16 protein-coding genes are annotated in these 16,296 nt (G+C 74.9%); 8 read left to right on the top strand and 8 right to left on the bottom strand.

Annotated elements, in window-relative coordinates:
• Positions 1 to 16: 16 nt before the first annotated feature.
• On the bottom strand, positions 17 to 1,036 hold the full coding sequence (locus ACIRQF_RS24945; RefSeq protein ID WP_404095134.1) for an acyl-CoA dehydrogenase family protein: 1,020 nt from the start codon (positions 1,034 to 1,036) through the stop codon (positions 17 to 19).
• The gene (locus tag ACIRQF_RS24950; protein ID WP_404095137.1) at positions 1,036 to 2,193 is read right to left on the bottom strand and encodes an acyl-CoA dehydrogenase family protein; all 1,158 of its coding nucleotides are present in this window, start codon (positions 2,191 to 2,193) and stop codon (positions 1,036 to 1,038) included. Before ACIRQF_RS24950 ends, ACIRQF_RS24945 begins: the two co-directional genes overlap by 1 nt.
• 141 nt (positions 2,194 to 2,334) lie before the next feature.
• Between ACIRQF_RS24950 and ACIRQF_RS24955 the strand changes: the two genes are divergently transcribed.
• The 4 genes from ACIRQF_RS24955 to ACIRQF_RS24970 are packed head-to-tail and all read left to right on the top strand — an operon-like array spanning position 2,335 to position 6,101.
• The gene (locus ACIRQF_RS24955; RefSeq protein ID WP_404095140.1) at positions 2,335 to 3,480 is read left to right on the top strand and encodes an acyl-CoA dehydrogenase family protein; all 1,146 of its coding nucleotides are present in this window, start codon (positions 2,335 to 2,337) and stop codon (positions 3,478 to 3,480) included.
• Complete coding sequence (locus tag ACIRQF_RS24960; RefSeq protein WP_404095143.1) at positions 3,477 to 4,268, top strand: SDR family oxidoreductase; 792 nt, start codon at positions 3,477 to 3,479, stop codon at positions 4,266 to 4,268. Before ACIRQF_RS24955 ends, ACIRQF_RS24960 begins: the two co-directional genes overlap by 4 nt.
• 15 nt (positions 4,269 to 4,283) lie before the next feature.
• Positions 4,284 to 4,901 (top strand): TetR/AcrR family transcriptional regulator, encoded by a 618-nt coding sequence (locus ACIRQF_RS24965; RefSeq protein ID WP_404095146.1) that lies wholly within the window; start codon positions 4,284 to 4,286, stop codon positions 4,899 to 4,901.
• Positions 4,902 to 4,943: 42 nt separating this feature from the next.
• Complete coding sequence (locus tag ACIRQF_RS24970) at positions 4,944 to 6,101, top strand: acetyl-CoA C-acetyltransferase (RefSeq protein ID WP_376629520.1); 1,158 nt, start codon at positions 4,944 to 4,946, stop codon at positions 6,099 to 6,101.
• Between the two features lie 149 nt (positions 6,102 to 6,250).
• On the opposite strand, the gene ACIRQF_RS24975 is transcribed toward ACIRQF_RS24970, so the two are convergent.
• Genes ACIRQF_RS24975 through ACIRQF_RS24995 form a run of 5 tightly spaced genes read right to left on the bottom strand, consistent with a single transcriptional unit; the run spans position 6,251 to position 10,574 of the window.
• Positions 6,251 to 7,147: a tyrosine-protein phosphatase gene (locus tag ACIRQF_RS24975; RefSeq protein WP_376629522.1), complete on the bottom strand. Its 897-nt coding sequence runs from the start codon at positions 7,145 to 7,147 to the stop codon at positions 6,251 to 6,253.
• A 10-nt stretch (positions 7,148 to 7,157) separates the two neighbouring features.
• On the bottom strand, positions 7,158 to 8,204 hold the full coding sequence (locus ACIRQF_RS24980; RefSeq protein WP_376629961.1) for an NAD(P)H-dependent flavin oxidoreductase: 1,047 nt from the start codon (positions 8,202 to 8,204) through the stop codon (positions 7,158 to 7,160).
• Between the two features lie 29 nt (positions 8,205 to 8,233).
• Positions 8,234 to 8,944 carry a CoA-transferase subunit beta gene (locus ACIRQF_RS24985; RefSeq protein WP_376629963.1) on the bottom strand — a complete coding sequence of 237 codons (711 nt, stop codon included), beginning with the start codon at positions 8,942 to 8,944 and terminating at the stop codon, positions 8,234 to 8,236.
• 8 nt (positions 8,945 to 8,952) lie between these two features.
• Positions 8,953 to 9,810, bottom strand: coding sequence for a CoA transferase subunit A (locus tag ACIRQF_RS24990; protein WP_404095151.1), 858 nt, complete (start codon positions 9,808 to 9,810; stop codon positions 8,953 to 8,955).
• On the bottom strand, positions 9,807 to 10,574 hold the full coding sequence (locus ACIRQF_RS24995) for an enoyl-CoA hydratase family protein (RefSeq protein ID WP_376629526.1): 768 nt from the start codon (positions 10,572 to 10,574) through the stop codon (positions 9,807 to 9,809). The genes ACIRQF_RS24990 and ACIRQF_RS24995 overlap by 4 nt, the downstream gene beginning before the upstream one ends.
• A gap of 64 nt (positions 10,575 to 10,638) precedes the next feature.
• On the opposite strand from ACIRQF_RS24995, the gene ACIRQF_RS25000 reads away from it, so the two are divergent.
• The 4 genes from ACIRQF_RS25000 to ACIRQF_RS25015 all read left to right on the top strand — a co-directional run bounded on the left by ACIRQF_RS25000 (position 10,639) and on the right by ACIRQF_RS25015 (position 14,520).
• Positions 10,639 to 11,412: an SDR family oxidoreductase gene (locus ACIRQF_RS25000; RefSeq protein WP_404095154.1), complete on the top strand. Its 774-nt coding sequence runs from the start codon at positions 10,639 to 10,641 to the stop codon at positions 11,410 to 11,412.
• An 11-nt stretch (positions 11,413 to 11,423) separates the two neighbouring features.
• The gene (locus ACIRQF_RS25005) at positions 11,424 to 12,299 is read left to right on the top strand and encodes an SDR family oxidoreductase (protein WP_382483048.1); all 876 of its coding nucleotides are present in this window, start codon (positions 11,424 to 11,426) and stop codon (positions 12,297 to 12,299) included.
• Between the two features lie 297 nt (positions 12,300 to 12,596).
• Entirely contained in the window at positions 12,597 to 14,267 is a 1,671-nt protein-coding gene (locus ACIRQF_RS25010; protein WP_404095157.1) for a serine/threonine-protein kinase, read from the top strand.
• Positions 14,268 to 14,322: 55 nt separating this feature from the next.
• Complete coding sequence (locus ACIRQF_RS25015) at positions 14,323 to 14,520, top strand: hypothetical protein (RefSeq protein ID WP_404095160.1); 198 nt, start codon at positions 14,323 to 14,325, stop codon at positions 14,518 to 14,520.
• A 193-nt stretch (positions 14,521 to 14,713) separates the two neighbouring features.
• Here the strand turns inward: ACIRQF_RS25015 and ACIRQF_RS25020 are convergent, their stop codons facing one another.
• Entirely contained in the window at positions 14,714 to 16,219 is a 1,506-nt protein-coding gene (locus ACIRQF_RS25020) for an ankyrin repeat domain-containing protein (protein ID WP_404095163.1), read from the bottom strand.
• Between the last annotated feature and the right edge of the window lie 77 nt (positions 16,220 to 16,296).

The following is a 16,296-nucleotide window of genomic DNA, read 5'->3' on the forward strand; positions in this document are numbered from 1 at the left end:
CTTCGTCGGGAACAGGTCACCCCTGAGGATGCCCATCCGGCCCGCCCGGTTCCTGGCGGCCCGTCAGAACGCGTGCCCGGCACCAGGAGGGACCGCCCCAGGCGTCGCGCAGCGGGCGGGCCTTGCGGAGCCACAGGGAGAGGTCCAGTTCCTCGGTGTAGCCGACGGCGCCGTGGACCTGCAGGGCGGTGGCGGCCGCCGCGTGGGCCGCCTCGCCCGCGGTGACCTTGGCGGCGGCGAGGTCGGCCTCCGTGAACGTGACGGCCGCCCCGAAGAGCAGGGGACGGGCGAACTCCAGGCCGATCAGGGTGTCGGCCAGACGGTGCTTGACCGCCTGGAAGGAGCCGATCGGCGTGCCGAACTGCGTGCGCTGTCCGGCGTACGCCACCGTCCGGTCGAGGAGCGCCAGGCCCACGCCGAGTGCCTGCGCGGCCGTCGCGAGCAGGGCCCACCGCCGGGCCGTCCGTGCGGCGGCGGTCACCGCGGGGCCGGCGGCCAGGAGCTCCCCGCCCGGCGCCGGGCGCGCCAGCCGGCGTACCGGGTCGGCGGACACGCGTACCTCCCCGTGCCCGGGCGCGAGGCGCAGCTCCTCGCCCTCGACGGCGAACACGAGGTCGGCGGCGTCGGCGTCCAGGGCGTACGGCGAGGCGTCGGCCAGGGCGAGGGTCGCCACCGTCGTGCCCGCCGCCAGGCCCGGCAGGAAGCGTTTGGCCGGGGCGGTCTCGCCCCGATCGGCGAGCTCCGCGAGCAGGGCCGTCACCGCGACCGTCTCCACCAGGGGGCCCGGGACCGCGTGGCGGCCCGACTCCAGCACCGCGTGGGCGAGCTCGACGGGGAGCGGACCCACGCCCTCGAACGCCTCGGGCGCCGCGAGGGCGAACATCCCCGCCTCCCCGAGCCGGGCCCACAGGGCGCGTCCGGGCCCGGGGTCGCCCGCGGCCCAGGCCCGGATCGCCGCCGGCGGGCGGGCGGCCGTCAGCATCGCGTCCAGGGAGCGCGCGAAGTCGCGTTGTTCGGCGGTCGGCAGGAAGCGCATCAGCGGCGGCCCTTCGGCAGGCCGAGCAGGCGCTCGGCGATGATGTCGCGCTGGATCTCGTTGGTGCCCGCGTAGATCGGCCCGGCGAGCGAGAAGACATGCCCCTCCGCCCACTCGGTGTCCGCCAGCTCGCCGTCCGCGCCGAGGAGGTCGAGCGCCGTCTCGTGCAGGGCGATGTCGTACGTCGACCAGAACACCTTGTTGAGGCTGGACTCGGCCCCGACCGCCCCCTCACCGGCCGCGAAGCGCGAGGCGCCCGCCGCCGTGAACAGCTGGTAGGCCCGCGCGCCGATCACCGCGTCCGCCACCCGGTCGCGCAGCGCCGTGTCCGACGGGTCGCCGTGCTCCCGCCACCGCCGGACGAGACGGTCCGCGGCGGCCAGGAAACGACCTGGGGAGCGGAGGGTGAGTCCGCGCTCGTTGCCGGTGGTGGACATGGCGATCCGCCAGCCCTGTCCCGGTTCGCCGATGACGTCCTCGTCGGGCACGAACACCCCGTCCAGGAAAAGCTCGGCGAAGGCCGGCTTCCCGTCGAGCCGCCCGATGGGCCGTACGGTCACGCCGGGCGCCCGGAGGTCGAACATCAGATACGTCAGGCCCCGGTGCGGACGCCCCTCCGCCGCCGGCGCCGGGTCGGTGCGGAAGATGCCGAAGGCCCGGTCGGCGAAGGCCGCCCGCGAGGACCAGGTCTTCTGCCCGGACAACAGCCAGCCGCCCTCGGTGCGCACCGCCCGGGAGGTGAGCGAGGCGAGGTCGGAGCCGGCCTCCGGCTCGGACCAGGCCTGCGCCCAGATCGTCTCGCCGGTCGCCATGGACGGCAGGACGCGGGCCCGCTGCTCCTCGGTGGCGTGGTCGAAGAGCGTGGGCGCGAGCAGGTTGATGCCGTTCTGCGAGACCCGGCCGGGCGCTCCCGCCGCGTAGTACTCCTCCTCGAAGGCCAGCCAGCGGAAGATGTCGGCGCCGCGGCCGCCGTACGCCTCGGGCCAGGAGACCACCGACCAGCGGCCGGAGGCGAGTTCGGCCTCCCAGGCGCGGTGGGCGGCGAAGCCCTCCTCGGTCTCCAGGGACGGCAGCGGTGCGGTCGGGACGTGGCTGCGCAGCCAGGCGCGGGCCTCGGCCCGGAACTCCTCCTCGGCTGCCGAACGGGACAGGTCCATCAGCGCATCGCCTCCTTCATCGCCGTGACGTCCGTCCCGCCGAGGGGGTTCCCCTGCTCGAAACGACGTCGAGAGCTCACGGGATCGTCGGACAACGTCTCATCCTTCCCTAACAAGTGTTTGGTAGGTTACCGTGCAGCCATGAGCAGCGTCGAGGAGTTCCGCACCGAGATACGCGACTGGCTCAGGGCCCGGCTCGACGGCGAGTTCGCCGGGTTGAAGGGCCTGGGCGGCCCCGGCCGCGAGCACGAGGCGTTCGCCGAACGGCTCGCCTGGGAACGCCACATGGCCGCCCACGGCTGGACCTGCGTCGGCTGGCCGAAGGAGTACGGCGGGCGCGGGGCGAGCCTCGAAGAGCAGATCGCCTTCCACGAGGAGTACGCCCTCGCCGACGCCCCCGCCCGTGTCAACCACATCGGCGAACAGCTCCTCGGCCCCACCCTCATCGACCACGGCACCGAGGAGCAGAAGGCCCGCTTCCTGCCCGCGGTCCGCGCCGTCGAGGAGCTGTGGTGCCAGGGCTACAGCGAACCCGAGGCCGGATCCGACCTGGCCGCCGTCCGCACCCGCGCCGTCCGCGACGGCGACGAGTGGGTCCTGCACGGCCAGAAGACCTGGACCTCCCTCGCCCACGAGTCCCAGTGGTGCTTCGTCATCGCCCGCACCGAGCCCCGCGCGCCCGGCGCCCGCCCGCACGCCGGACTCTCGTACCTCCTCGTCCCGCTCGACCAGCCCGGCGTCGAGATCCGCCCCATCGTGCAGCTCACCGGCACCAGCGAGTTCAACGAGGTCTTCTTCGACGGCGCCCGCACCCCCGTCGGCCACGTCGTCGGCGCCCCCGGCGACGGCTGGCGCATCGCGATGGCCACCCTCGGCTACGAACGCGGCGTCTCCACCCTCGGCCAGCAGGTCGGCTTCCGCCGCGAACTGGAGGCCCTCGTCGAGCTCGCCCGGACCAACGGCGCCGCCGACGACCCCCTGATCCGCGACCGGCTCGTCCGCGCCTGGACCGGCCTGCGCACCCTGCGCGCCAACGCCCTGTCCGGCGCCGAACCCTCCATGGCCAAGCTCTCCTGGTCCCACTGGCACCGCGACCTGGGCGAACTCGCCATGGACATCCGCGGCGCCGCCGGGACCCTCGCCGCCGGAGAACCGTACGAACTCGACGACTGGCAGCGCCTGTTCCTCTTCTCGCGCGCCGACACCATCTACGCCGGATCGAGCGAGATCCAGCGGAACATCATCGCCGAGCGGGTGCTCGGCCTCCCGAAGGAGCCCCGCGCATGAGCCCGACGCCCGCTCCCGACTACGTGCCCGGGCACGGCCTGCTCGCCGGCCGCACCGCCGTCGTCACCGCCGCCGCGGGCGCCGGCATCGGCGGCGCCACCGCCCGCCGGCTCCTGGAGGAGGGGGCCAGGGTCCTGGTCAGCGACACCCACACCCGCCGGCTCAAGGAGACCGAGCAGGCGCTCGCCGCCGAGTTCGGCACCGACCGGATCTCCTCCCAGCCCTGCGACGTCACCGACGAGAGCCAGGTCCAGGCACTCCACGACACCGCCGTACGGCTCCACGGCGGCCTCGACATCCTGGTGAACAACGCCGGACTCGGCGGCACCGCCGAACTCGCCGACATGACCGACGAGCAGTGGACCCGCGTCCTCGACGTCACCCTCAACGGCACCTTCCGCTGCACCCGCGCCGCCCTGCGCCACTTCCGTGACAGCGGGACCCAGGGGGTCGTCGTCAACAACGCCTCCGTCGTCGGCTGGCGCGCCCAGGCCGGACAGGCCCACTACGCCGCCGCCAAGGCCGGGGTCATGGCCCTCACCCGCTGCGCCGCGGTCGAGGCCGCCGCCTACGGCGTCCGCGTCAACGCCGTCGCCCCCTCCCTCGCCATGCACCCCCACCTCGTCAAGGTCACCTCCGCCGAACTCCTGGAGGAGCTGACCGCGCGCGAGGCCTTCGGGCGGTACGCCGAGCCCTGGGAGATCGCCAACGTCATCGTCTTCCTGGCCAGCGGCTACTCCTCGTACATGACCGGGGAGACGGTCTCCGTCAGCAGCCGCCATCCCTAGGACCAGAATGGAAGCGTGCCAACGACCAAGAAGAAGACGCAGGTGACCGCCTCGCCCGAGCGGCGCAGGGAACTCCTCGACACGGCGGCCGAGGTGTTCGCCGCGCAGGGGTACAACGCCACCACCGTCCGCAAGATCGCGGACGAGGCCGGCATGCTCGCGGGCAGCCTCTACTACCACTTCGATTCCAAGGAATCGATGCTCGACGAGATCCTCTCCACCTTCCTCGACGAGCTCTGGGACGGCTACGACGCCGTGCTCGCCGCCGGGCTCGGCCCCCGCGAGACCATCGAGGCCCTCGTCACCGAGTCCTTCCGGGAGATCGACCGGCACCGCGCCGCCGTCGCGATCTACCAGAAGGAGGCCCGTCACCTCGTCGACCAGCCCCGCTTCCACTACCTCGCCGATTCGCAGGTCAAGTTCGAGAAGGCCTGGCTCGGCACCCTGGAGCGCGGAGTCGGGTCCGGCGCCTTCCGCGCCGACCTCGACATCCGGCTCACCTACCGGTTCGTGCGCGACACCGTCTGGGTCGCCGCGTCCTGGTACCGCCCCGGCGGACAGCACAGCCCCGAGGAGATCGCCCGCCAGTACCTGTCGATGGTGCTCGACGGGATCGCCGTACGCGCCGCATAGCCCCTCGCGCGGACATCGCGCGGACATCCAGGAGGAGTCGTCATGGCCGAGGCCTACATCGTCGAAGCGGTCCGCACCCCGGTGGGCCGCCGCAGGGGCGGACTCGGCGCCGTCCATCCGGCGGACCTCGGCGCCCACGTCCTGAAGGCGCTCGTGGAGCGGACCGGCGTCGACCCCGCCGCCGTCGAGGACGTCGTCTTCGGCTGCCTCGACACCGTCGGACCGCAGGCCGGCGACATCGCCCGCACCTGCTGGCTCGCGGCCGGACTGCCCGAGGAGGTCCCCGGCGTCACCGTCGACCGCCAGTGCGGCTCCTCCCAGCAGGCCGTCCACTTCGCCGCCCAGGGCGTGCTCTCCGGCACCCAGGACCTGGTCGTCGCCGGCGGCACCCAGAACATGACCATGATCCCGATCGCCTTCGCCTCGCGGCAGGCCGCCGAACCCCTCGGCCTGACCCAGGGCCCGTACGCCGGGTCGGAGGGCTGGCGGGCCCGCTACGGGGACGCGCCGGTCAACCAGTTCCACGGCGCCGAGCTCATCGCCGCCAAGTGGGGCATCACCCGGCGCGACCAGGAGGAGTTCGCCCTCCGCTCGCATCTGCGGGCGCTCCACGCCATCGACGAGGGCCGCTTCGCGCGCGAGACCGTCCCCTACGGCGACGTCACCGTCGACGAGGGTCCGCGCCGTGACACCAGCCTGGAGCGGATGGCCGGACTCGCGCCCGTCGTCGAGGGCGGCACCATCACCGCCGCCTGCTCCTCCCAGGTCTCCGACGGCGCCGCGGCGATGCTGATCGCGAGCGAGCGGGCCGTACGCGAGCACGGGCTCACCCCGCGGGCCCGCATCCACCACCTGTCGGTGCGCGGCGAGGACCCGATCCGCATGCTGTCGGCGCCGATACCGGCGACCGCGCACGCCCTGAAGAAGACCGGGATGACCATCGACGACATCGACCTGGTCGAGATCAACGAGGCCTTCGCCCCGGTCGTGCTGGCCTGGCTCAAGGAGACCGGCGCCGATCCGGAGCGCGTCAACGTCAACGGCGGCGCGATCGCCCTCGGCCACCCGCTCGGCGCGACCGGCGTGAAACTGATGACGACCCTCCTGCACGAACTGGAGCGCACCGGCGGCCGCTACGGGCTGCAGACGATGTGCGAGGGCGGCGGTCAGGCGAACGTGACGATCATCGAGCGGCTGTAGCCCCGCTCGTACCGCCCGCTCGTACCGCCCGCTCGCACCTCCCGCTCGCACCTCCCGCTCGTACCTCCCGCTCGTACCTCCCCCTGTACGGACACGAGCGCGGCCCGCACCCCGGAAGGGGCGCGGGCCGTTCCCGCGTACGGGGGACGTCAGCCGACGAGCCGCTCCCGCAGGCCCGCCAGGGTGCGCAGGTCCAGGCCCAGGCCGTCGGTGACGTAGCGGTAGAGGCTGCCGTAGCCGGCGCGGACCTCCGCGAGGGCCGCGTCCAGGTACTCCTGGCGCACCTCCTGGAACGGGATGATCAGATCCGGGTTCTGCATGAGCCCGCCCTGCCGCAGGCCCTCCCGCACCCGGGCGTCGTACGCGGCCCGGAAGGTGTTGGAGGCCAGGTAGTCCTCGGTGGCGGAGCGCTCCGGCACACCGACGAGGGTGAGCAGCAGCCAGCTCGCCCAGCCCGTACGGTCCTTGCCCGAGGTGCAGTGGAAGAGCGTCCGGCCGGCGCCGGGGGCGGCGAGCTCGCGCAGGGTGCTGCCGAACTGCTGCCGGTTGGCCGCGCTGGTGACGAAGGTGCGGTACACCTCGGTCATGAACGCCGCGGCCCGGCCGCCGCCCAGCATCTCCTCCTGCCGGACCGGGTCGCGCGAGCCGATCGCGGCCAGCAGCCGCCCGTACAGACCGTTGTCGGTGACGGCGCGGGACACGGCCACGACCCCGGCCGGCAGCCGGTCCGCGCCGTCGGACCCCACCTCCAGCGGGATCCGGAAGTCGATCGCGCGGGCGAGGCCCAGCCCGCCCAGCGTCGCCAGGTCGGCGTCGGTCAGCTTGCCCAGGTGGTCGCCCCGGTAGACCAGGCCGTGGCGGACCCGAGCCCCGTCGTACGTGGGATATCCGCCCAGGTCGCGGACGTTGACCGCGCCCTGGAGCGGGACCGGCCGGGGGACGTCCGCCGCGGGGACGCGCGGCCGGGCCAGGACGGGTGGGGCGGCGACCGCCAGCAGAGCGGTGGCACCGGCGGTGCTCAGCAGTGCGCGTCTCGACAGAGACATGGCTGACTCCCTACGTGGATGGAAGGGTACGGAGCACGTGCGCGGCCTCCGACATGATCCGGGTGACGAGTTCCCCGCAGCTGGGCAGGTCCTCGATCACCCCCGCGACCTGTCCGGAGGCCATGACGCCGAGGTCGGTGCGGCCCTCGACCATGGAAGCCTTCAGGAGCATCGGGGTGTTGGCGGCGAGCAGGACCTGACTCCAGGACAGGTCCTTTCCGTGGCGCATCGCCAGACCGTCGCGGACCATCGCCGCCCAGGACAGGCCGGAGAGCCTGCGGAAGCCGGCGGCCCGGCGCACGGCCTGTGCCAGCCCCCTGACCCGTCCCGCCCGCTCCAGCGCGGCGACCATCTCGGTGCGCAGCATCCGGTGCGGCAGGCCGTCGACGGCGGTCGTGACGGTGACGTCCCTGACCGTGGCCGCCAGGTACTTCGCCTTGACGGCGTCGGGGACGGTCGAGTCGGAGGTGAGCAGGAAGCGGGTGCCCATCGCGATGCCCGCCGCCCCGTAGGACAGCGCGGCGACCAGGCCGCGCCCGTCGTGGAAGCCGCCGGCCGCGATCACCGGGATGTCGACCGCGTCGACCACCTGCGGCAGGAGCACGGTGGTCGCCACCTCGCCGGTGTGCCCGCCGCCCTCGCCGCCCTGCACGACCACCGCGTCGGCGCCCCAGGCGGCGACCTTCTCGGCATGCCGGCGCGCCCCGATGGACGGGATGACGACGACACCGGCGTCCTTGAGCTCGGCGATCAGCTCGCGGGAGGGCGCGAGGGCGAACGAGGCGACCCTGACGCCCTCGTCGACGATGATCCGCACCCGCTCGCGGGCGTCGCCCGCGTCGGCCCGGAGGTTCACCCCGAAGGGGCGGTCGGTGCGGGACTTGACCTCGCGGACGGCGGACCGCAGCTCGTCGACGGTCATCGTGGCGGAGGCGAGGACGCCGAGCGCGCCGGCGTTCGCGGTGGCCGAGACGAGCCGGGGCCCGGCCACCCAGCCCATGCCGGTCTGCACGATCGGGTGCGCGACGCCGACGAGCCTCGTGAGCGCGGTCTCCAGGACGGGGGGCCGGGTCACCGGGGTCTCCGTCACGCCCTGACCTCGCGGTCGCGCAGCCGCCGCGGGTCGAGGACCTCCCGGATCAGCCGCAGTTCCCCGGCGGTGGGCTCCCGGGTGGTGGGCACCTCGCCGTCGGTCACGAGCGGGAAGCCGGTGGCGGCCCGCACGTCCTCGACGGTGACGCCCGGGTGTACGGACGCCAGGCGCATCGTCCGGTCGGGGGTCGCGAAGTCGAGGACGGCGAGGTCGGTCACCACCCGGGGGAGTCGGTGGTACGGGCCGACGGCGTGGTCGTAGCCCACCCCGCTGATCATGTCGACCCGCTCGACGAAGACCCGCGGCGAGTGCTTGGGGATCCAGTAACTGACCGGGTTGTTCAGGGTGTTCACGGGGGCGCCACGGACCCCGAGGAGCTGGCGGGCGGGCCGTTCCCAGTCGCCGATGCAGGAGATGTTCTGGTTGCCGTACCGGTCGATCTGGCCGGCCCCCATCATCACGTGCCGCTTGCCGCCGGTGACCATGGTCAGGTGCCTGCGGTACGGCAGCCAGCCCTCGGGCCGCCCGTCGAGGCCGACGAGTAGCGCCTCGCCGTCCGTGAGCAGCAGGTCGGGGGAGAAGGTGCGCTTGGCGAGACGGGCGCCGAAGGCGGGGATCAGGCCCATCGGGCTGGCCAGGACCTCGCCGTTGTCCCGCCACGCCTCGGCGCAGGCGACCACGCAGTACTCGGCTCGGGTGATCACGTCGGTGGTCACTTCTGCTCCTCCGTCCGCTCGTCGTGCCAGGCCCGTACGGCGGCCTGGTAGTCGTCCTCGCTCTTGCCGGACAGGAAGCGTGCGGCGAACTCCGGCCAGGGGGTGGTCGCGTAGAGCTTCTGGAAGGGCTCGTCGCGGTCGTGGTCGGGGACGCAGGAGGTGAAGTGCGCCCCGTTCGGCGTCTCGACGACGCCGGTGACGCTGTGGCGGGAGACGAGGAGGGTCTGCGGGACGGTGTCCGGGCCGAAGGCGTCGACCACCTGCTCGCAGGACACGTACGCGGTGTCGGCGGCCTCGCAGAACAGGTCGTCGAAGTACGGGTCGGGGCCGAGGTACTGGCCGTTGCCGAGCCGGTCGGCGCGGTTGAGGTGGACGAGGGCGGCGTCCATGCGCAGGGCGGGCACGGCGACGAACTCCTCGCCGTCCGCGTACGGCGAGGTCACCGTGCGCAGTTCCGGATTGACCCGCATGACGTCGGAGCCGAGGCCGGCCCGCACGGGCAGGAAGGGCAGCCGGTTGGCGGCGGCGTGCAGGCCCCACATGAACATCGCCTCGTCGAGCTCCGTGAGCCGGAAGGCGCCGCGCTCGCGGGCGGCCCGGAAGTGCGGTTCGAGCGGGATCGAGTCCAGGGTGGCGAAGGGCGCGACGAGCCGGCGGATCCGGCCGGCGGCGGCGAGCAGGCCGACGTCGGGGCCGCCGTAGGAGATCACCGTGAGATCGGTGATCTTGGCCCGGAGCAGCGCTCTGACCAGGGCCATCGGCTTGCGCCGGGAGCCCCAGCCGCCGATCCCGATCGTCATGCCGGAGCGGAGCCGGCCCACCACGTCCTCGGGGGTCATGGTCTTGTCGGTCATGCCTGCCGCTCCTTCCCGGCGGCCCCGGAGGCGCCGAAGGTGTCGCGGACCCGGTCGGCGACCCCGCTGAGGTTGGCCTCGAAGGTGAAGCCCTGCTCGAAGCGGTAGCTGCGCCGCACGTCGACCGGGTCGATGCCGTTGATGGCCGCCTTGGCGAGCCGGATGAGGGTGCCGTCCTTGGCCGCGATCTCGCCCGCGAGCTCCAGGGCGGCGGCGCGCAGTTCCTCGCGCGGGACCACCTTCCACACCGAGCCGTGGGCGTGCAGTTCGTGGGCGGTGGCGGTGCGCGAGGTGAAGTAGAGCGCGCGCATCAGATGCTGGGGGACCAGCCGGGCGAGGTGGGTCGCGGCGCCGAGCGCGCCCCGGTCGAGTTCGGGCAGGCCGAAGACGGCGTCCTCGGCGGCGACGATCGCGTCGGCGTTGCCGACCAGTCCGATCCCCCCGCCCAGGCAGAAGCCGCCGACCGCGGCGACCACCGGCACCTCGCAGTCGTAGACCGCCGCGAAGGCTTCCGCGCAGCCGTGGTTGACGCCGATGAGCGAGCCGTGGCCGGGGTCGCGCTGGAGTTCCTTGATGTCGACGCCCGCGTTGAAGCCGCGGCCCTCGGCGGCGAGGACGACACAGCGGACCTCGGGATCGCGCCCGGCGGTACGGACCGCGTCGGCCAGGTCGTACCAGCCCCGCACGGGAAGGGCGTTGACGGGTGGGAAGTCGACGGTGACCAGTGCGACGCCCTTGTCGGGGCGGGAGGTGGAGACACCCATGAGCGGATCAGCTACCTTTCCACCAAACGTTTGTTAGGTGACGCTGGGAGGAAGGTAGCAGCCGATGGAGCTGGACGGGAGGGTCGCCGTCGTCACCGGCGGAACCCGCGGGGTCGGCGCGGGCATCGCCCGGGCCTTTCTGCGGGCCGGGGCCCAGGTCGTGGTCTGCGCCCGCAGACCGCCCGACGAACCGGTCGCCGCCGCGGGCCGCGAGGCCGTCTTCGAAGCGGTCGACCTGCGCAGATCCGAGGAGGTGAGCGCGTTCTTCGACCGGGTCGCCGAGCGCCACGGGAGGCTCGACACGCTCGTCAACAACGCGGGCGGCACGCCGTACCGCCTGCTGGGCGAGGGCGGCGCCGCCGCGGCCGAACGGCACGCGCGGGTCGTCGAGCTGAACCTCACGGCCCCGCTGACCGCCTCGCTCGCCGCGTACGAGCGGCTGCGCGCGACCCGCGGCTCGGTCGTCATGATCGGCAGCGTCGGCGGCACCCGCCCCTCGCCGGGCACCGCCGCCTACGGCGCCGCCAAGGCCGGCCTGGAGAACCTGGCCCGCTCCATGGCCGTCGAGTGGGCACCCGAGGTCCGGGTCAACACCCTGGTCCTCGGCATGGTCAGGACCGAGCTGTCCCACCTGCACTACGGCGACGCCGAGGGCCTCGCCGCCGTCGGCCGCACCGTGCCCCTCGGCCGGCTCGCCGAACCGTCCGACGTCGGCGAGGCCGCGGTCTTCCTCGCCTCCGACCGGGCGGGCTACGTCTCCGGAGCCTCGCTCCTGGTCCACGGCGGCGGGGAACGCCCCGCCTTCCTGGACGCCGCAACCGCCAACAAGGAAAGCTGAGGAGAGCCGACATGGGACTGTGCGACGAACGAGTGGCCGTCGTGACCGGCGCCGGCCGCGGCCTCGGCCGCGCCCACGCGCTGGCCTTCGCCGCCGAGGGCGCCAAGGTCGTCGTCAACGACCTCGGCGTCGGCCTCGACGGGCGGCCCGGCCCCGACAGCCCGGCGGCCCAGGTCGTCGACGAGATCCGGGCGGCCGGTGGCGCCGCCGTCGCCCACGGCGGCGACATCGCCACCGAGGAGGGCGCGGCCTCCCTCGTGCGGACCGCCCTCGACGCCTTCGGGCGGCTCGACACCCTCGTCAACAACGCGGGCTTCCTGCGCGACCGCATGCTCGTCAACCTCGGCGAGGACGACTTCGACGCCGTCATGCGCGTGCACGTGAAGGGCCACTTCCTGCCGCTCCGGCACGCCGCCGCGCACTGGCGCGCCGAGGCCAAGGCGGGCCGCCCGGTGACCGCCCGGGTCGTCAACACGACCTCGGGCGCGGGCCTCCTCGGCAGCGTGGGCCAGGGCAACTACGCGGCGGCCAAGGCCGGGATCGTCGGCCTGACCCTCGTCGCGGCGGCCGAGATGGGCCGCTACGGCGTGCAGGTCAACGCCATCGCCCCGGCCGCCAGGACCCGGATGACCGAGCAGGCCTTCGCGGGGCTGGCCGCACTCCCGGAGGACGTCTCCCCGCTGGTGGTCTGGCTGGGCTCGGCCGCCTCCGCCGGCGTGACCGGCCGGGTCTTCGAGACGGAGGGCGGCCGGCTCACCGTCATGGAGGGCTGGCGCCCCGGCCCCACGGCCGACAAGGGCGCCCGCTGGACCCCGGCCGAGGCGGGGGAGACGGCCCTGAAGCTCCTCGCGGAATCGGAGCCGCCCCAGCCGGTGTACGGGGCGTAAGCCCGGACGGCCGTAGCCCCGGGGTGCAACGTCGGCCGACCTCGGCCGGTCGCGGCGGGCCCCGGGTGCCGGGCGAGTTCGGCGGCGCGCGCGACGCGGGCCCGCCCGCGACCGGGGGCGACGGCGTCCGCCCCGTGCCGGTCGGCCCCGTGCCGGCCGGCCCCGCGACCGGCGGCGAGCCGGACCGTCCCGACGCCCCTCCTGGTCAACCCGTCTGTCGAGCGGTCAGGTCGGCTCGCCTAGGCTGCTGCCCTGGTCGGCGCGCCGGTCGGCCGGAGGATCGGGGGGACGGGGCGGATGAAGAGCGTGACCGAGGTGTTCCAGCCACTGCAGGCGGACGATCCGGTCCAGGTGGGCGACTACCGCCTTGCCGCACGGCTGGGCGCGGGCGGCATGGGCCGGGTCTACCTGTCGCACACCCGGGGCGGGCGGCCGGTGGCCATCAAGGTCGTACGGCCCGAGCTGGCCGACGACCCGGACTTCCGGCGGCGCTTCCGCCGCGAGATGGAAGCCGCCCGGCGTGTCCGCGGCGCGTACACCGCCGAGTTGATCGGCGGCGACGCGCAGGGCGCACCGCCCTGGCTGGCCACCCTGTACGTGCCCGGGCCCTCCCTCGCGGAGGCCGTCGCCCGGAGCGGACCGCTGCCGGTCCCGGCCGTGCTGTGGCTGCTGGCCGGCGTGGCCGAGGCGCTGCAGGCCATTCACGGGGTGGGCGTGGTGCACCGGGACCTGAAGCCCGCGAACGTGCTCCTCGCCGCCGACGGCCCCCGGGTGATCGACTTCGGCATCTCGCTCGCCTCCGGCGTCTCCTCGCACACCGCCACCGGCGCCGCCGTCGGCACGCCGTCGTTCATGGCACCCGAACAGGCTTCCGCGGCCGAGGTCACCCAGGCCACCGACATCTTCGCGCTGGGCCAGACGGCGGCGTTCGCGGCCCTCGGCCGGCCGCTGTACGGGGACGGCCCCGGGGTCAGCGTGCTGTACCGGATCGTCCACTCGGACCCCGATCTGTCGCAGCTGCCGGAACAGTTGCGCCCGCTGATCGCCCGGTGCCTGGCCGCCGATCCGGCGGACCGCATCACCGCCGCCGAGGTCGTGGACCGGTGCCGCCGGCTGCTCGGCGCTGACCTCGAAGCGGGCGTCGGACCGGCCGCCTGGCGGGAGGTCAAGGGGCCCGACCCGGAGATCCCGCCGCCGGTGGCCGAGCCCACCCCGCTGCACGTGCCGCCGCTGGGCACCTGGCCGTATCCGCCGGACGCCGCGGCCCCGGTGTCCGCCGGCGGGGCCGGGGACGACGAGGGGCGCCGCGCGCGCAGGAGGCGCACCGCGCTGGTCACGACCGCGGCCGTGACGGCCGGGGCGCTGGTGCTGACCGGTGTGGTCATGCTGCTCGGGGACGCCTTCGGCCGGCTCGCCGACCGCGCGGCGCAGGGCCCGTCGACGGGGGCGAGCCGCTCGGCGGACCCGAGCGGCTCGGCGGGGGCCGCCTCTTCCGGTCCGGGCACCGGGAACCCGGCCTCCGGCTCCACCGCGTCCGCCTCGGGCGGTCCGTCGGCGCAGCCGACCCCCGAGCCGTACAACGGTGTCTTCCTCGACGAGAAGAGCTCGGTGGGCATCCGGGACGGGGAGCGCCGCACGGACCGCAGGGGGGACCTGCGGCTGGTGTGCGACCCGGGCAGGTGCGAGTTGGAGAGCGACAGCAGTGTGATGGTGCAGCTCTTCGGCCAGGAGGGGAACGGCCTCGACATGTGCCGGCTGATGCTCCGGAGCGCCACGGAGCACAGTTGGCCGATGGCCGCGATGGCGGCCGGCAGCCGGCTCTGCGTCCGCCACCCCTCCGGGGACATCGCGCTGCTCGTGGTCCAGGTGAAGTCGACGTACCTGCCGGCATCGTCGAGCGACTTCGTGACCGCGGACATGACGGTCTGGCGGAACGTCTTCGACCGGCGCTCCGCATCCAGTCGCTGAACCGCGGCTCGGCACGGCCACCGACCTGCTTGGACCGGGTGGGGGCGCGCCGCCGGTGTGCCTGCCGGGCGGACAGCCCTTCCTCCTCGTCGCCGACCGCGGCATCCCGGGGACGGTGATCGTGAACGCGGCGGGGGAGCGGTACGCGAACGAGGCGGCGCCCTGTCCGGGCCCCGGCGCGCCGATCGGCCCGGCGACGGCCGCCGCGTGGGCCGCGGTCGGCGCGATGGCCGGCGCCGGGCCGCGTCCGTAGGTCCCGCCCGGCTCGCGGGCGCCTCGCACGCACGCTCGCCGCGCCGCCGGTGTGCCCGCCGGGCGAACGGCCCCTCTTCCCCGTCGCCGACCGGGCATCCCGGATCCCCGAGTACGCCCGGTACGAGAGCGACCCTCCGCCGTGCGATCGCACGCGCCAGGCGCCGCGAGCCCCGCCCTCCGGGCGGACAGCGCTACTCTCCGGACGCGACCTGGCGGCACCGTGGTGTCGTCCACTCCAGCCGGGTCCTGACCCGGGGGTCCCGGAGGTGCTCCAGGGCGGCCAGGGCCGTCTCGCGGGCGGGGTCGTCGGGGGCGCTGTCCGCCAGGATGCGGGCCAGGGCCTCGACGGCGCGGGGGTCCTGACGGATCGCCAGGCCGCGCGCCGCCTCGGCCGCCGTCTCCGGATCGGGGTCGGCGAGCCGGGCGGCCAGGGCCTCGCGCACCAGTGGGGTGTCGTCGGGCAGCTCGCCGAGGGCGAGGGCCGCCCAGTCGCGGACCCGCGCCTCGGCGTCCCGGCTCAGTGTCACGAGCACCCGGGCGGCCTGCGGGTGCCCGGCCGGCACGAGACCGGCGAGGGCCGCGGCCACCTGCTGCCGCACCTCGGCCGCGGGATGCCCGGCCAGGCCGAGCAACTCGCCCACGGCGCCCGCGTCCCCGCACCGCCCGAGCGCGATCGCGACGGACAGCGCGGGCTCGGGGGCGTCCTGCCGCGCCGGCCCGTCCGTGGCGCACTCGGCCGCCAGGCGGCGCAGGACCGGCACCGCGCTTCCCGTCCAGTCGGTGAGGGCGCCCAGGACGCGGGCGCCGAGGGCGCGGCGCAGCGGGTCCCGGTCGGCGCACCAGGCGGCGGCGGTGACGAAGGTGTGCTCGTCGGCGCGGTCCGCGAGCGCCGCGACGGCCGTGGTCCAGTCGTCCTGCTCGGGGTCGCCGCAGCGCAGCGCGCGCCCGGCCAGTTCCTCCGGCGGGACCCGGATCCCGAGGGCGCGCTCCAGGAGCGTGGCGATCGCGGCGTGGCCGGTCTGGCGTTCGTCGCCGCGGGTCGGGGCGCCGTCCTCGCGCAACAGCTCGACGACCACGGTGACGCCGCCGTCCTCCGGGACGCGCCGGACCACCGCCTCGTACGTCTCCGCGGTGCCGCCGCTCTCGACGAGCCCGCGCCGCAGCACGCCCGCCATGTCGGCGCCGATCCACCGCCGGGCCTCGTCGAGCGCCTCCTCCCGGTGGTCCGCGCCGTGGTCGAGCAGCACCCGGACGAGGGAGGCCGAGCCGCGCCGGGCGGCGGCGACGAGCGGCGCGAGCCCGTCGGGGCCGGGGCGGCCGGGCGAGGCGCCCGCCTCCAGCAGCGCCCGCGCCACCCCGGTGTGGCCGAGCCGCACCGCCCAGGCCAGGGCGGTGAAGCCGTACGCCTCCTCCTGGTCCGGCTCGGCGCCGGCCGCGAGCAGGGCCCGGACGACCTCGGTGTGGCCGCCGCACGCGGCCCCGCACAGCGGCAGGTCTCCGTCGTCCTCGCCGCTCGTCCGGGCCGGGTCCGCGCCGGCCGCGAGCAGCAGCCGGACCGCCACCGGACGGTTCGCGACGGCCGCCCGGTACAGCGCGGTCTCCCCGTCCTCCCGGGCCTCCGGGTCGGTCCCCTCCCGCAGGGCCCGGACCACCCCGTCGTCGTCCCCTGCCACCAGCGCGTCGAACAGCATGCTCATGCGCCGACCCTCACCCGAACCACCCGAACGGCGCAAATGCATAGCGCACGGATGCACCGTGGGTGCGGTGGGCGAGG

The organism is Streptomyces sp. NPDC101191 (assembly GCF_044767915.1).
Lineage (GTDB): Bacteria > Actinomycetota > Actinomycetes > Streptomycetales > Streptomycetaceae > Streptomyces.

What these genes read in the sequence shown, in the direction of transcription:
- ACIRQF_RS24945 (WP_404095134.1), bottom strand. Translation starts at nt 1,036, where the DNA reads ATGCGCTTCCTGCCGACCGCCGAACAACGCGACTTCGCGCGCTCCCTG.
- ACIRQF_RS24950 (WP_404095137.1), bottom strand. Translation starts at nt 2,193, where the DNA reads ATGGACCTGTCCCGTTCGGCAGCCGAGGAGGAGTTCCGGGCCGAGGCC.
- ACIRQF_RS24955 (WP_404095140.1), top strand. Translation starts at nt 2,335, where the DNA reads ATGAGCAGCGTCGAGGAGTTCCGCACCGAGATACGCGACTGGCTCAGG.
- ACIRQF_RS24960 (WP_404095143.1), top strand. Translation starts at nt 3,477, where the DNA reads ATGAGCCCGACGCCCGCTCCCGACTACGTGCCCGGGCACGGCCTGCTC.
- ACIRQF_RS24970 (WP_376629520.1), top strand. Translation starts at nt 4,944, where the DNA reads ATGGCCGAGGCCTACATCGTCGAAGCGGTCCGCACCCCGGTGGGCCGC.
- ACIRQF_RS24975 (WP_376629522.1), bottom strand. Translation starts at nt 7,147, where the DNA reads ATGTCTCTGTCGAGACGCGCACTGCTGAGCACCGCCGGTGCCACCGCT.
- ACIRQF_RS24990 (WP_404095151.1), bottom strand. Translation starts at nt 9,810, where the DNA reads ATGACCGACAAGACCATGACCCCCGAGGACGTGGTGGGCCGGCTCCGC.
- ACIRQF_RS24995 (WP_376629526.1), bottom strand. Translation starts at nt 10,574, where the DNA reads ATGGGTGTCTCCACCTCCCGCCCCGACAAGGGCGTCGCACTGGTCACC.
- ACIRQF_RS25000 (WP_404095154.1), top strand. Translation starts at nt 10,639, where the DNA reads ATGGAGCTGGACGGGAGGGTCGCCGTCGTCACCGGCGGAACCCGCGGG.
- ACIRQF_RS25005 (WP_382483048.1), top strand. Translation starts at nt 11,424, where the DNA reads ATGGGACTGTGCGACGAACGAGTGGCCGTCGTGACCGGCGCCGGCCGC.
- ACIRQF_RS25010 (WP_404095157.1), top strand. Translation starts at nt 12,597, where the DNA reads ATGAAGAGCGTGACCGAGGTGTTCCAGCCACTGCAGGCGGACGATCCG.
- ACIRQF_RS25020 (WP_404095163.1), bottom strand. Translation starts at nt 16,219, where the DNA reads ATGAGCATGCTGTTCGACGCGCTGGTGGCAGGGGACGACGACGGGGTG.